General features: G+C 39.6%; 12 protein-coding genes. 1 reads left to right on the top strand and 11 read right to left on the bottom strand.

The window, feature by feature from the left end:
- Positions 1-9 precede the first annotated feature (9 nt).
- The 6 genes from thiS to ACZBKJ_RS02950 form a co-directional block, all read right to left on the bottom strand.
- The gene (gene thiS / locus ACZBKJ_RS02925; protein WP_463199424.1) at positions 10-210 is read right to left on the bottom strand and encodes a sulfur carrier protein ThiS; all 201 of its coding nucleotides are present in this window, start codon (positions 208-210) and stop codon (positions 10-12) included.
- Positions 211-220: 10 nt separating this feature from the next.
- On the bottom strand, positions 221-1,072 hold the full coding sequence (gene rpoH / locus ACZBKJ_RS02930; protein ID WP_463199439.1) for an RNA polymerase sigma factor RpoH: 852 nt from the start codon (positions 1,070-1,072) through the stop codon (positions 221-223).
- A 327-nt stretch (positions 1,073-1,399) separates the two neighbouring features.
- The gene (locus ACZBKJ_RS02935) at positions 1,400-1,744 is read right to left on the bottom strand and encodes a sulfurtransferase TusA family protein (RefSeq protein ID WP_463199425.1); all 345 of its coding nucleotides are present in this window, start codon (positions 1,742-1,744) and stop codon (positions 1,400-1,402) included.
- A gap of 151 nt (positions 1,745-1,895) precedes the next feature.
- Positions 1,896-2,285, bottom strand: a complete 390-nt coding sequence (locus ACZBKJ_RS02940; RefSeq protein WP_463199426.1) for a hypothetical protein — start codon at positions 2,283-2,285, stop codon at positions 1,896-1,898.
- A gap of 26 nt (positions 2,286-2,311) precedes the next feature.
- Complete coding sequence (locus ACZBKJ_RS02945) at positions 2,312-2,632, bottom strand: BolA family protein (RefSeq protein ID WP_463199427.1); 321 nt, start codon at positions 2,630-2,632, stop codon at positions 2,312-2,314.
- Positions 2,633-2,640: 8 nt separating this feature from the next.
- Entirely contained in the window at positions 2,641-3,480 is an 840-nt protein-coding gene (locus ACZBKJ_RS02950; RefSeq protein ID WP_463199428.1) for a M48 family metallopeptidase, read from the bottom strand.
- A 121-nt stretch (positions 3,481-3,601) separates the two neighbouring features.
- On the opposite strand from ACZBKJ_RS02950, the gene ACZBKJ_RS02955 reads away from it, so the two are divergent.
- Positions 3,602-3,775, top strand: a complete 174-nt coding sequence (locus tag ACZBKJ_RS02955; RefSeq protein ID WP_463199429.1) for an oxidoreductase-like domain-containing protein — start codon at positions 3,602-3,604, stop codon at positions 3,773-3,775.
- A 12-nt stretch (positions 3,776-3,787) separates the two neighbouring features.
- On the opposite strand, the gene ACZBKJ_RS02960 is transcribed toward ACZBKJ_RS02955, so the two are convergent.
- The 5 genes from ACZBKJ_RS02960 to ACZBKJ_RS02980 form a co-directional block, all read right to left on the bottom strand.
- Positions 3,788-4,855 carry a WG repeat-containing protein gene (locus ACZBKJ_RS02960; protein ID WP_463199430.1) on the bottom strand — a complete coding sequence of 356 codons (1,068 nt, stop codon included), beginning with the start codon at positions 4,853-4,855 and terminating at the stop codon, positions 3,788-3,790.
- A gap of 51 nt (positions 4,856-4,906) precedes the next feature.
- A complete protein-coding gene (locus tag ACZBKJ_RS02965; protein ID WP_463199431.1) occupies positions 4,907-6,076 on the bottom strand; it encodes an HlyD family efflux transporter periplasmic adaptor subunit in 1,170 nt (389 codons plus the stop codon).
- A gap of 17 nt (positions 6,077-6,093) precedes the next feature.
- On the bottom strand, positions 6,094-8,265 hold the full coding sequence (locus ACZBKJ_RS02970; RefSeq protein ID WP_463199432.1) for an ATP-binding cassette domain-containing protein: 2,172 nt from the start codon (positions 8,263-8,265) through the stop codon (positions 6,094-6,096).
- 155 nt (positions 8,266-8,420) lie between these two features.
- Positions 8,421-9,956 (bottom strand): TolC family protein, encoded by a 1,536-nt coding sequence (locus ACZBKJ_RS02975; protein WP_463199433.1) that lies wholly within the window; start codon positions 9,954-9,956, stop codon positions 8,421-8,423.
- A gap of 377 nt (positions 9,957-10,333) precedes the next feature.
- Positions 10,334-13,498 (bottom strand): Ig-like domain-containing protein (locus ACZBKJ_RS02980; RefSeq protein WP_463199434.1); only part of this gene is annotated, 3,165 nt, incomplete at its 5' end.

Genomic DNA, 13,498 nt, shown 5'->3' on the forward strand with positions numbered 1-13,498 from the left:
TGTGCTAAATTAGCCACCGCCCACAGCTTGAACCACTTCAATTATCATGCCCGAGGTCAGTTCTGTATCTGCAAGTTTGGCTTTTGGAACTAAATACCCATCTATTTCAACTGCAAAACGCCCAGTAGTTAAGCCAAGTTCCGTTAATAACTCTAATATATTAGACTTATCGCTTTGATGTTCTTGACCATTTAAACAAATTTGTTTCATAAACTACCTCTTAATCTAAAATCATACTGTCAATGGTCATAGCCTCTTTGATTTTATCCATAGCATTTTTTTCAATTTGTCTTACACGTTCTGCTGAAATATTATACACTGCTGCCAGTTCATGCAGAGTTGATTTTTGATCGGCAAGCCATCTTTGAGTAATAATATCGCGCGAACGGTCATCCAAAGTATCCATGGCTTCTTTTAGGGCAGTGGTAGTATTTTCTTCCCAATCTGCATCCTCGACGACATCAGCAGGGTCAATCGCATCTTCCAAGAAAAGTTGAGGAGCATAGCGCCCATCATCTTCATCACTGTCTTGCATTTCAAAAGAAGCATCGTAACTAGTTAAACGCGACTCCATTTCTAGCACTTGTTTAACAGTAACATTCAAATCTTTGGCGATTGCTTGAGCTTCATCCAATGTTAGCTGATTGTTGGTTTTTTTTAAGCTTCTTAGATTAAAAAATAATTTACGGTGAGCTTTTGTTGTAGCAACCTTTACAATTCGCCAATTTTTAATCACAAATTCATGAATTTCTGCTTTAATCCAATGTACTGCAAAAGACACCAATCTTACACCTTTATTTGGATCAAAACGCTTTACCGCTTTCATCAGACCCAAATTGCCTTCTTGGATTAAATCCGCCTGAGAAAGTCCATACCCTGAATAACTGCGCGCAATATGAATGACAAAACGCAAATGGCTCATCACCAACATTCTAGCGGCTTCCACATCATGATGATTGTAATAACGCTGTGCTAATTCTTTTTCTTCTTCGGGGGTTAAAATGGGAATTTGGTGCACAGTATTGATATATGCGCCTAAATTTACCCCGGGAGCTGCCAAATGGGTTGGCATGGCAGGAACCAAATCCTTAGTGGCGACATGATGTATGTCGCCATCAATAATTGCAAGAATTCGATTGGCGGGGGTTTTGATGATAGGGAAATCATCTTCATCGCCTATTTTGTAAAGTTCATCATCAATCAATTCCAGCTCATCATCAGCCTCTTCATACTCAAAATCATCATCGAAGTCATCATTTTCATCATAATTGTCGTAAGTTTTTATCATCTTTTATCGCTACGTCCATCAAATAAATATTGTTATTGTACGACCAAACGATTTGAAAAACTAGGCAGAATTACATTTTTTGGCAAGCTGTAACAAAGAATTAAGAATCTTTTAATCAGCTTTAGTGATGATAAAATGATAAACAGCATTGTCAAGTAGGTAAGACTGCCAAGTTGTAACTTTCAGTTGATTTTTTTGACAAAAAGCACAAATATCGGTTTGAGAGTTTTTATCACTTGCTAGCAAATACAAACTATCACCAAGTGCTACTTGACGTAAACTTACTTTAGCTTTTAATAAAGGCATTGGGCATGCTAGACCACGTGCATCAAAAAAAACACTAACTGTTAAACCATTTTTCAATTCGGGGTTCTGTTCAAGATATGCTGTCAAATCAGCTGCAATTTCTGATGTTAGATTATCGGGCAAACTATCAAGCAAATGATTACAATTCATAAATAATTATCATAAAAAAATAATCGTTATTATAATATGACATGGTATTTTAGCCAATCCACAAAATCAAAAACCGATACGCTGTATCGGTTTTTTAGTTTAAATTCTGATTTTATCTTGCGCGTTTAAAGCAATTAACTCAAGATAAACGTCATTCACCATAAATTTTCATGCCTGAAACAAAATCGCAGTGTTTTTGACGAGCCGCCAGCACCATTGCATCGTGTTCACCGTAAAGTCTAGCTAGGGTGTTTTTCTTAGCTTGACGCTGACCACTACCAATGCCTGTACCTAGGCTAATGGTTGGGTACAATCCGCCACGCCCGCCAGCAATGCCAATACCCACACCTGTTCCCAAAGAAATGTTTTGTTTTTCAGTTTCATTAGTCAATTTACTAATGCGAGTAATTTCGCTTTTTAAGGTGGCACAATCTTGGGCTTGATAATTGCTTGGGTTGATATATTGTGGAGTGATGTTGCCTTTGGTGGCTGCACACCCTGCTAATGTCAAAATCGTGCCTAATAAAAGTAAATTTTTCATAAATCTCTCTTTAGTTTAGTAAGCAATCAGCCTTTATTTTGTCCTGCACAATTGGGACTTTGAGGGGCGATTTGTTGACTTTGCCATTCATCTGGCGAATAAGCATGGATTGCCAAGGCGTGTACATTGCCACCATTAACCATTAATAAATCATTAATTTGTTGATATACCGCTTGATGGCGCATTACGGGACGTTTGCCTGCAAATTCACTGCTGACAATCACCAATTTAAAATGACTCTCTTTACCATCATAATAGCCTGCATGCATATGACTTTCATTTTCTAGTGTCAAATGTACAGGATTTAATGATTGTAAGGCCTGCTTTAGGGCTTTTGTTACTTGCATGATAATTCCTACTTTTTATTTGATGCATTATAAAGAGGCATGACTGCTGGCAACAAATCCTGAATTTGTTTGATTCGGTTACTGCTGGATGGGTGAGTGCTTAAAAATTGTGGACCGCTCGAACCCGATTTAGCTTGCATTTTTTGCCATAAACTCACAGCTGCATTAGGATTATAGCCAGCACGAGCCATCAACTCAAGTCCAATTTTATCCGCTTCAGATTCTTGAGTGCGTGAATGTGGTAAACTCAACCCAACATCTCCTGCTAATTGTGCCACCTGAGCTTGACCCGCTGACAATCCAAATGCTGCCGAAGCAATACTAATCACACCACCGGTTGCCATACTGCGACTGAGTTTTTCGCGACTGTGTTCACGAAGTGCGTGTGCCATTTCATGACCCATAATTGCAGCAATTTCAGCATCCGTTAGTTTTAAGTTGTCAATAATGCCACTATAAAAAACAATCTTACCACCAGGCATCACATAAGCGTTCATGGTTTCGGCTTGAATGATATGAACTTCCCATTGCCATTTGGTAGCATCGGTTCGATAAACGCTGGTTTGTGGAATCAAATGATTAGCAATTCGTTTTAGACGAGCAAGCTGACTGGCATTGACATCCAAAACGCCTTTTTGGCGAGCTTGGGATAAGGTTTGCTGATAAGATTTACTCGCAAGATTCATCACTTCATCGCTAGAAACCAATAAAAGCTGTTTGCGATTTGCACCCACTGCACCTGCTCCAGTAGTACTGCTACACCCTGCCATTGGTAAAACCAAACTAGCAGCAACCAAAGAAGCTAAAGCGGTTTTTTTAAATTGCCAAACTCTTTGTAACATACGCATCAAATCTTCCTTTTGCCAAAAGCCATAAAAATGTTAAAATAAACATCAGGTGAAGTATAACCTAAGCAAAATAAATAGCAAGCGCTTACTACAAATTTTCTACAAAATCAGAAAGTTGTCAATGATGAATCCAGATATAAATGACATTCCACCGCCACCTGAAGCACCTGAAGATTATGAATGTTGCCAAAATGGCTGTGATGAGTTGTGTGTTTTTGAAATTTATCGTCAGCAAAAGATGGACTACGATGCTAAATACGCCCATCTTTGCAATCAAACCACCAATCCAAAATGAATGCAGATTGACCTATTGAATGATTTTACCCGCTTTATCAATCTGCAAGTCTTTACCATCAAGCCAAACATCAGCCTTACCGCCAGAAAAACTGGTTGCCACATCGTATTTGGTTTGGATGATTTCTTTGCCAGTAATATCAATATAACCACATTTTTGTTTAAGACAAACAACTGCCAAACCTTCTGAGAATAACCCCACATCATCATAAATGATTTTGGTTAAAGGTTTGCCTGATATATCAATATAGCCAACTTTGCCATTTTGCACCACTACGTAAGCATCTTCGCCAGCGTATAACATATCATCATAAGCTAATGCCGTGATTGATTTGCCTGTTTTGTCAATCAATCCATACTTTTCAGCTTTTGCAACAACTGCCACGCCATTTTCAAAATTTAAGGCAAAATCATAAATTAATGGGATGACTACCTGTCCTTTTGTATTGATAAAACCATATTTATCGCCCTTGCCAACCATAGCAAGCCCATCTATAAACGGCAAAGCTTCATCATAATCAAAAGCGATAACTTCTTTTCCAGTTTTATCAATAAAACCTGCCTTGCCATCTCGATAAGCGGTAAATAGATTTTCACTGATTAAAGCATAAACAAAATCATATTTTGGCGCAATAACCATTTTATCACTTGGATTGATAAATCCCCATTTACTTTCTTTGTCTAGTTTAACCTGAGCTAGCCCCATTTCATCAGTAAAGTTCCACGCATCAGTGTATTTAAATGGAATGACGATTTTGCCCGTTTTATCCATAAAACCGTATTTATCATCCATATTTTTAACTACTGTCAAGCCCTGATAAAATTCACCCAAAATATAATTGTATTTTGGCTCGGCAAGCCATTTACCCTGCTTTGACATAAGACCTGCTTTATCGCCAATGGTAACTACAACGCTATCATCAGCATTTTTAGTGCAATCAATGTCTGTAATTTTATCCAATAAATGATAAACATTTTTTGGTAAACATTCTCCATCAATGAATTCTTCAATTTTATCGTTGGCATGACTGACTGTTGTTAGCATTACTGATAATGTCAAAATGCCCAATGTTAATTTCATAAATAACTCCTTATTACCTATGTCATTATTATAGCAGAGTTTTTTATTTTATCATCTTTCGCCCATACCTTCAGACAACGTTTTGGTAATTGGCTTGGTTAGATAAGATAAAACGGTGCGTTCCATAGCTTTAATATCCACACTTGCGGTCATACCTGGCTTGATAATAATGTCTTTAGCGCGATGTTGGTATTTTGCACCATCAATGCGAATTTGTACCCGATAATAGGGCTGTTCGCCTTGTGGGGTTTTTTCCATTAAAGTATCTGGACTGATATAAATTACTTCGCCCGCCATTGCCCCAAAAATAGAAAAGTCATAAGCATCTAACTTTACACTCGCCTGCTGACCTTCTTTAACATACGCGATATCCATTGGCTTAACCTTTGCCTCAACAATCAAATCACTGCTGGTTGGTAAAAGCTGCATGATGGTGTCGCCTGCACGTACCACCCCACCAATGGTTGTTACAGCGATGTTATTTACTTTACCGTCTGTTGGGGCAAATAGACGTTTTTCTTCCAATACCTGGGTGCGGTCTCTAAGCTGTTCTTGCTCAGCTTGCAATTCTTCTTGGGCGCGCGTCAATTCTGTTTGCGCATCTTCAAAATATTTATTGCGTTTATTGGTAATTTGAGCTTCAATATCCGCTACTTGCCGTCTTAGACGAATGACGTCTGCTTGACTGACATCACCATGTTTTAATAGTGGCTCATTCATTGCCAGTTCTTGTTTGGCAAGTTTAAGCATATTTTGCAAAGATGACACATCTTGCTCAATCGCTTGACGGCGACGATTATAAAGTTGGGTTTGGTTTGCCACATATTCAGGAAATTTTTGAACATCTGCTGGAAACACCAATTGTTTATCAAAAATCTCTGCTTCCAATCGGGAAACTTTGGCTTGCAAAGCAGCTACTTTTGTTGCTGAATTTCCTAAAGCAGCCTTGGCGCGCTCTTCTTCTAATATGGCAAGCAAATCGCCTTTTTTGACATCATCACCCTCTTTAACCAAAAGTTCTGACAATACACCTTCGTCTACTGCTTGAATCTCTTGAGTTCTAGCAGATGCAATCACCGTTGCCGAAGCTCGGGTAACTTGGTCAATTTTGGCAAAGGATGCCCACGTTACCAAAATAATAATCATCACCAATGTTGTCCAAATAATGATGCTAAATTTTCCAACACTGGGTTTTGTGGGGCGATAATTATATTCTTTCATATCGTTTACACTTATTTTTATTTAGGCGGATGAATTGTTAAATTGGCTTGTTTTTGCCCTGCTAATTTGGCTGCTTTGGCGTCTTGTTCATTTTTCATCAATTGCGCCAAAACTTGCTCTTTGGGTCCATCCATAACAACCACACCATCACGCATAATAATCACCCGATTAACCAACGCCAAAAGCTCCAGTTTATGAGTGGAAACCACCAAAGTTTTACTCGCGTCTTTAAATTCTTCGGCAATTACCCGTAAACACTGCTGGGCTTGTTGGTTATCCATAGATGCCGTTGGTTCATCAAGTAGCCACACTGACGGGTCAGTTAATACCAATCGTGAAAATGCTACTAATTGTTTTTGACCGCCCGATAACCCTTTACCTCCTTCACTGATTGGCAAATCTAAACCGCTTGAATGATTAGAAACTAAACGAATCAGTCCTGTACGATGCAATACTCTATTTAAAATATCATCACTAGGAGTTGGCATACCAATTAATAAATTCTCGCGTAATGTTCCTTGAAATAGACGATGATCCTGTTGTAAATAGCCAATTTGATGGTTTAAAGATTCTCGGCTGATATGATTGATATCCAGACTATCCAGTAAGATATTGCCTGATGTTGGTGTGTAAAGCCCTGATAATAACTTTAATAAGGTGGATTTTCCCGAACCAATTGGACCTAAAATCGCCACGCGCTCGCCTGCATTAATCACCAAATTAGGGATTTGCAGTGCCAAGCGGTCATTATCACCGTATTTAAATTCAAGACGGTTGCACTGATAATTACCATAAATTCGGCTAGGTGATAATGGATGGCTAACATTATCATTGTCTTGAGCCAAACTAAACAGTCGCTCAATGTTCATTTGAGCGGCTTTTGAGTGCGAATGTTGCACCAAAAGATTGGGCAGGTTCATAATTGGCGCTAAAATTCGCCCGCCCAAAATTGTACAAGCAATCAAACCCCCGGTCGTCATTTGCTGGCTCATTACGATAAATGCTCCAACAATCACAATGCCGATATAGCTGACTTGTTGTAGCATTTGCACGCTGTAATTTAAATTGTCATTTACATGACGCATTTTTAAATCGTTTTTGGTTGTGGTATCCATGACACTAAGCCATCGGGATAAAAACTTCCAGTTGCCAGAACCTGCCTTGATGGTTTCCATACCTTCCACCGTTTCAACCAAAATTCCTGTTTTTAAATACGATGCAGACGCACCTTCTTTGGCAATCTCATCCATTTTTTTACGGCTATTGATACCCAGCAAAATACCAATAATCGCTGCTACAATTGGCACAGCCGCGACCCAAGGTGAGCCAATTGTTGCAATAATCAAAATAAACAGCAAACTCATTGGCACATCGACCAAGGTAAACAGACTGCTTGCAGTAAAAAAACTACGAACTTGTTCATAACCACGCAGCTGAGCAACCAGGCTACCCACAGAATTGGGCATTTGGTCAATACGCACTTTAAGTAGTCTTTCAAAAATCTTTCGTGAAAGCCCTTGGTCAATACCAACCACCAATTTATCCATGACTTTTGAACGGGCAAACTTCATACCCGCCTCAAATAAAATAATCAGTGCTACGCCCGATGATAAAATAATGAGTGTGTATTTACTGCTGGTAGGAATCACCCTATCGTATACCTGCATGGAAAATAGCGAAATTGCTAGAGCTAGCATATTGATAATAAAAGACGCAATAATTGCCTCAGCAACCACCCAGCGATATTCTTTTAGGTTTTGACGTAAAAGTTGCGCAAAGGTAATGTTTCTTTGGGCAATGTGTTCTTCAGTTAAAACAATCTTAGCAACAAAATCCAAGTCTGAAGAACGGCAAGAAAATCGATCGTGTTCTTGCTGAAATACCCAAAGACCCGATTGTACTTGTTGTACAATCCGCCCAAAGCCTAAATCCCGATGATGCACCAAAAGTGGCATATACGCTGCATCGGGTTCACTAAGCACAAATGGCAAATCTGGAATACCTAGTACTTGCAGTAGCACCAATAATTGCCCTTCAGGGTCATCAACACCAACCACACTTTGGATTGCTGAATGCAGACGGTTGGAATCTACAGGTACGCCTTGTTCTTTTAATAAGGTTGCAGTCGCAAAGCCCAATTCCTGCAAACTGCGCTGAACTGCAACACTATTTTGGGAGTTTGATGACATGAACGTTCCTTTATTATAAATATATTTTTATCAAAAAAATGATGATAAATAATTACGCTGTATAATTATGATAAATAACCAAAATAGACGGATATACTAATTTTCACCCAATTAATAATTCATTTAGTAGTTTACTGCTTTTTTTATCTTAAAAATCATTGAGTTATTGATTTATCTTGAGAGTCTTTGACAGCCTGTTCTTCAGATTTATCAGTAGCGCCACTTTCTTCTGTTATTGCGATACCCTCACCTTCTTCAATTTCGCTATCATCTTCGGTTGGGTCGCCCACAAAAGCTGTTTCATCAATTGTCCATTCAGGTAACGCTTCACTGCTCATCGGTTCAGCAGGTTTGCGGCGCTTTTTAATTTTATTTTTTTGAATATCCACCCAATTATTAAACTCACGATATGGACGAAATTCGATTGTTGGCTCTGTAATAGATTGATGACCTCGCTGCCAAGACATTGCTCCAAAATCCACTTGTAATTTATAAAAACTAGCTACCATTTGTGCTTGCACTTCTAACAGCTGTCTTTGATAGTCGGATAACTCACGCACAGCATTTAATACCTCAAGCCATGTTTTTCGCCCTGCAATAAATTGTCGGCCATAAGAATCCACAACAATTTGAGCTCCTTCAATTGCTGATACCAAAGAACGTTCTTTATCTTTAGCAGAAAGAAAAGCTTGATATTGAGTTTGCAAACTTTCCATGACATTACGTCTGGCGGCTTCTTGGCTTTGCATAAGACTTTGGGCTCGCGCTTGCGATGCTCGCGCCAGCGCCATATTGGAAAATCCCGCACCAGGGTCATAACTCATGCCAACACTAAAATCGCCTTTATCACTGCCTTTTTCCAGTTTAAAAGTGTGCTGATATTGCGCATAAACTGTTGGATAACGACTGGCATTTTGTGATTTCACTTCTTGTTTGGCAGATTCAACTTGATAAAACTGACGAACCACACTTGGGTGGCTTGCTCCTGAATTTTTAAAAACCAACGCCTCAAAACTGGCTGATTGTGTTTTGGCGTAATCAGTGAGTTTTTTTAAAGTAATGTCGTATTTTTTTGTACCAAGATTATCACCAACAAGCTGAGCAAGCCTTGCCCCAGCGACGCGCTCTTGTTCAAGTGCCCCTTGATAAGAATTATAGTCTTGCAAAATTCGGTTTTTGATTAAATCCAATTCAATTTTTGCTGACACACCCTGCTCAACACGCCGACCCATCATTGCTTCAAATTCACGCAAACGTTCTAAGTTTGCCGTATAAAGCTCTTGCAATGCAATGGCATAAATGTAACTTTGCCAAACGTCTATGGTGTTTTTAGCAACTGTATTTTGCTGGTCATAAATATAAGCAGTCGCTGCTTTTTCATCATAGATGCTGCGGTTAATATTGGCGGTCAATTTACCGCCTGTCCACAATGGTTGCCTGATGGTAATGGTGCTAATCGCCCCATCATCAATATCATAACCTGCATTGATACTTGGCGTTGCCCATAGGCTTAATTTAGCAGCATGTACTCCTTCTTGGGCTGCCAATTCATCAGCTCGAGCAGCATTGACCAATGGGTGTGTATCGGTTGCCTTTAAAATCAATTCATCAATATTTAAAGGATTTACGTCGGCATAAACGGGCATTATCATTGCGACAATCAAACCCAGCCAAAGTTTAGAATATTTCATAAAAAATGCCATATTACTAAGCAAACTTTGCTTTATCAATTTTTGATAATGCTAAGAGATATTTGTATTTAATTTGGTATGTAATTTGTTTATACACCACAAGTTTGTGTTATTTATTTGTATCATGGTACGGATATTATGGTGATTTGCATCAAATTTATCTGATTCATCATAGCAAATTTTCGATTAAATTACTGCAACGCTCATGCCATCTATTAGCGTTCTTGGTCGTCTTTTTTACCAAACTATACAAAAAATTGACATCTATTTACATAAAATGAATAATTTTTGTACTTATCTGATTTTATTCATATTTGCAGCATAAAAAAAAGCACTCCAAAGAGTGCTTTTTTGTTTTGATTATCTAGATAACAGTCTTAGATAACGTTAATGCCTTGTTCAATATACAATGTTTGGTCTTCTGCTGTCCAAGCATCATACACCACGCCATCAACTTCCTTAGCAGCGCCTTTAGTCCAAGTTGCTCCGTTTTGGTCGGTTAAGCTTGCACCTTTAGCACCCAAATCAACAGTGTCGTTAGCATCGCCTTTGACATAGATGGTAGATTGACCATTTTGCTTGTCAATTGCAGCTTTTACGTCAGCGACAGTGCCACTAAACAAGGTATTGCCAGCAACAGCATCACCTAAATCAATGGTTTCAAAGCTAAACACGTCAGATAATGACAAGCTATTGCCTGTGCCTGATACCATCAAGGTGTCATGGCCTGCCCCACCACTAATGCTGTGTGTGTTACCACCGCCAATGGTTTGATTGCTACCTGTAAAGTTCAACACATCATCACCAGTGCCTAAATTAACAGTTTGACCATTACCAATGTTATCAAAGTTAATTGTTTGAGATGCACCAGATGAGCCTTCCATTACAAAGAAGTCATTACCAATACCATGGTTGCCTGCAACGTCAATCACATCAGCTTGGACGTTGAGCGTACCTTCTTTTGGCAAGTCAACTTCAAAGGTAATTACTTTACCAGGAGTAACGCCATTTTCGCCAACAGTATAGCGAGCAATCTCATCACCTGCCGCACCTGTTGAGTGGTTACTTACTACAATAACGTCACCAGCTACTGCATCTTTTGGCACTTCAATTTCAACTTTGGATTTGGTTGCAGTGCCTTTTTCTTTGGCAGTTAAGATACCATCATTGTCGGCATCAAGCAGCAATTTCACCACAGGTGCAGTTGGAGCAATCGTATCAATAGTAAACTTACGTTCACTTTCTGCCAAGACAGTTGGTTTGATGTAATCTGCCGCTTGGTTACCCGCTAAGTCCACAATACGCGCTCTAATGTTGTGCACACCTTGAGCAAAGGCATTCGCTTGGTTATCTAAAGCATCATAAGTCCAAATTGTACCTGCTACTTTTGTAACTGTTACCCATTCGCCATTATTGACACTGACTTGTACACGCTCATCAGGTAGTAACAGACGATGTACGTTACCATAGAAAATGAGAGTACTATCACTGGTTACAAAGTCATTATTATTAGCAAAACGCCCTGTATCTGTAGTGATGCGCGTAATATCGATTCTGTTTGCTTGAGCAGTTAAGTCAATCACCACATCTTGCTTAGCGATTGCGGTTTCTGAACTATTGCCTGCGCGATCGGTAATGCGAGCAATCACATGGTGGGTACCTTCAGTCATTATCGTACTAGTGTAATCCAGTTTCCATGTTGTGCCTGTTGTGACCGCATCCATGTAGGTTAAGCCGTTATCGACGCTGATTTGAACTTTTTCATCAGCCGCCAAAGCTCTACCCAATTTACCACTAAACTCTAAGGTTTGGTCATTGGTAATAAAGTCTGTGCCAACCAATCCTGTATCGTTGTGGATGGATTCGATGGTAATGCTGTTACCCTCGGCAACCTTAGTGTCAATAATTGCTGTATCTGTACCCGTTAAGGTTACGCCCGAGGCATTGGTAATTGATGCTGACACTCTGATAGTGCCGCCTTCACCCGGAATAGATACATGAGCAACTTGAGTAGTACCCGCAGCGTATTCGCCTTTATCTACAGTGTAGGTTGCTAATACTTCGCCTGTGCTATCATCTTTAACAGTCACCACATCGCCAATTTTTGCATCTCTTGGAATGACAATATTTAGGATGGCTTTAGTTGATGTGCCACGTTCTGAGCGGTCAATATAACCATCATCATTCAAATCTTTAGTGATAAGAATAATTGGTGCTGAACTTGGTGCAACAGCGTTACTCTCAATCACAATCGCTTGTTTGGTTTCTGGCCCAACGTTTTGAGCCTTGTCAATGATACGTGCAATTACGTTATGTGTACCTACAGTTAAGGCAGTACCTGTGGCATCAAGTTTCCAGCTGGTACCCGTTGTAACTGCTTTGACAAAGGTTTTACCGCCATCTAAGCTAACCTGAACAATTTCATCAGCTGCTAAGTTTTTGGTTAAAGTGCCATGGATGACTAATGTATTGTCTGTGGTTTTAAAGTCACCTTTAGTGCCAGTATCGTTTTCAATATAAGCCACTTTAATGCCATTACCCACACCAACACTAGTATCAACCACTGCTTTGTCTGAAGCACCTGTCAAGCTGCCATAACCATTCGTAATTGTTGCTTTTACATCCAGTGTTTGACCATTGGCTGGAATGTTCACATTATTGATGTATTGATTTGAACCAGCAGTCACGCCGTTTTGACCAACGGTTATTTTACCAAGTACCTGACCTTGAGCGTCAGTTAAGGTAATCACATCACCATTTTTGGCATCGGATGGAACACGAATCAAGATGCGTTTTTCACCACTATTTACTTCAGTGGTATTTAATAAACCATCATTGTTCTTATCCGCCATAATTGCCACAGTTGGCGCAGTCGCTGGTGCTGTACCTGCATTTTCAATCTCAAGTGTTTGAGTGGTTTCAGAACCAATATTGCGAGCGTTATCAATGACACGAGCAACGATGTTATGAGTACCAACCTCAAGAGTTGTTTTGGTTGCATCTAACGTCCAAGTGGTGCCGTTTACGGTGGCTTTTACAAAGCTTTGACCGCCATTTAAACTAACTTCAATGGTTTCATCCGATGCCAATGCCTTGGCGATGGTGCCGGAGATAACCAATGTTTTATCTGTAGTTTTAAAGTCGCCTTTGGTACCAGTGTCTTCGCTAATAGAAGTAACCTTGATGTTATGATCTTGAGTAACCACAGTGTCAATAATTGCTCTATCTACAGCACCAGTTTTGCTGCCGGCAGCATTGCTAATGGTTGCTTTAACTTCCAACGTTTTTCCATTGGCTGGCAAAGGAATGTCTTTAACAATAGTTGTTTGTCCAGCGGCAACATTGTTTTGACCAACCGTAATGGAACCCAAGGTTTTTCCAGAACCATCAGTAATTGTAATCACATCACCATTTTTAGCATCAGCTGGTACTCGGATAACAATGTCTGTTTTGCCAGTTTTGGCTTCAATAGCATTGATGTAGCCATCATTGTTGGTATCAGCACGGATAGCAACCACTGGAGCGGTAGCTGGAGCTGTTCC

This window comes from Moraxella sp. I5G, from assembly GCF_055193055.1.

Excerpts from the sequence above, each read along its gene's own strand:
- ACZBKJ_RS02960 (WP_463199430.1), bottom strand. The coding sequence starts at position 4,855 with ATGAAATTAACATTGGGCATTTTGACATTATCAGTAATGCTAACAACA.
- ACZBKJ_RS02955 (WP_463199429.1), top strand. The coding sequence starts at position 3,602 with ATGATGAATCCAGATATAAATGACATTCCACCGCCACCTGAAGCACCT.
- thiS (WP_463199424.1), bottom strand. The coding sequence starts at position 210 with ATGAAACAAATTTGTTTAAATGGTCAAGAACATCAAAGCGATAAGTCT.
- ACZBKJ_RS02975 (WP_463199433.1), bottom strand. The coding sequence starts at position 9,956 with ATGAAATATTCTAAACTTTGGCTGGGTTTGATTGTCGCAATGATAATG.
- ACZBKJ_RS02950 (WP_463199428.1), bottom strand. The coding sequence starts at position 3,480 with ATGCGTATGTTACAAAGAGTTTGGCAATTTAAAAAAACCGCTTTAGCT.
- ACZBKJ_RS02945 (WP_463199427.1), bottom strand. The coding sequence starts at position 2,632 with ATGCAAGTAACAAAAGCCCTAAAGCAGGCCTTACAATCATTAAATCCT.
- ACZBKJ_RS02965 (WP_463199431.1), bottom strand. The coding sequence starts at position 6,076 with ATGAAAGAATATAATTATCGCCCCACAAAACCCAGTGTTGGAAAATTT.
- ACZBKJ_RS02940 (WP_463199426.1), bottom strand. The coding sequence starts at position 2,285 with ATGAAAAATTTACTTTTATTAGGCACGATTTTGACATTAGCAGGGTGT.
- ACZBKJ_RS02970 (WP_463199432.1), bottom strand. The coding sequence starts at position 8,265 with ATGTCATCAAACTCCCAAAATAGTGTTGCAGTTCAGCGCAGTTTGCAG.
- rpoH (WP_463199439.1), bottom strand. The coding sequence starts at position 1,072 with ATGCCAACCCATTTGGCAGCTCCCGGGGTAAATTTAGGCGCATATATC.
- ACZBKJ_RS02935 (WP_463199425.1), bottom strand. The coding sequence starts at position 1,744 with ATGAATTGTAATCATTTGCTTGATAGTTTGCCCGATAATCTAACATCA.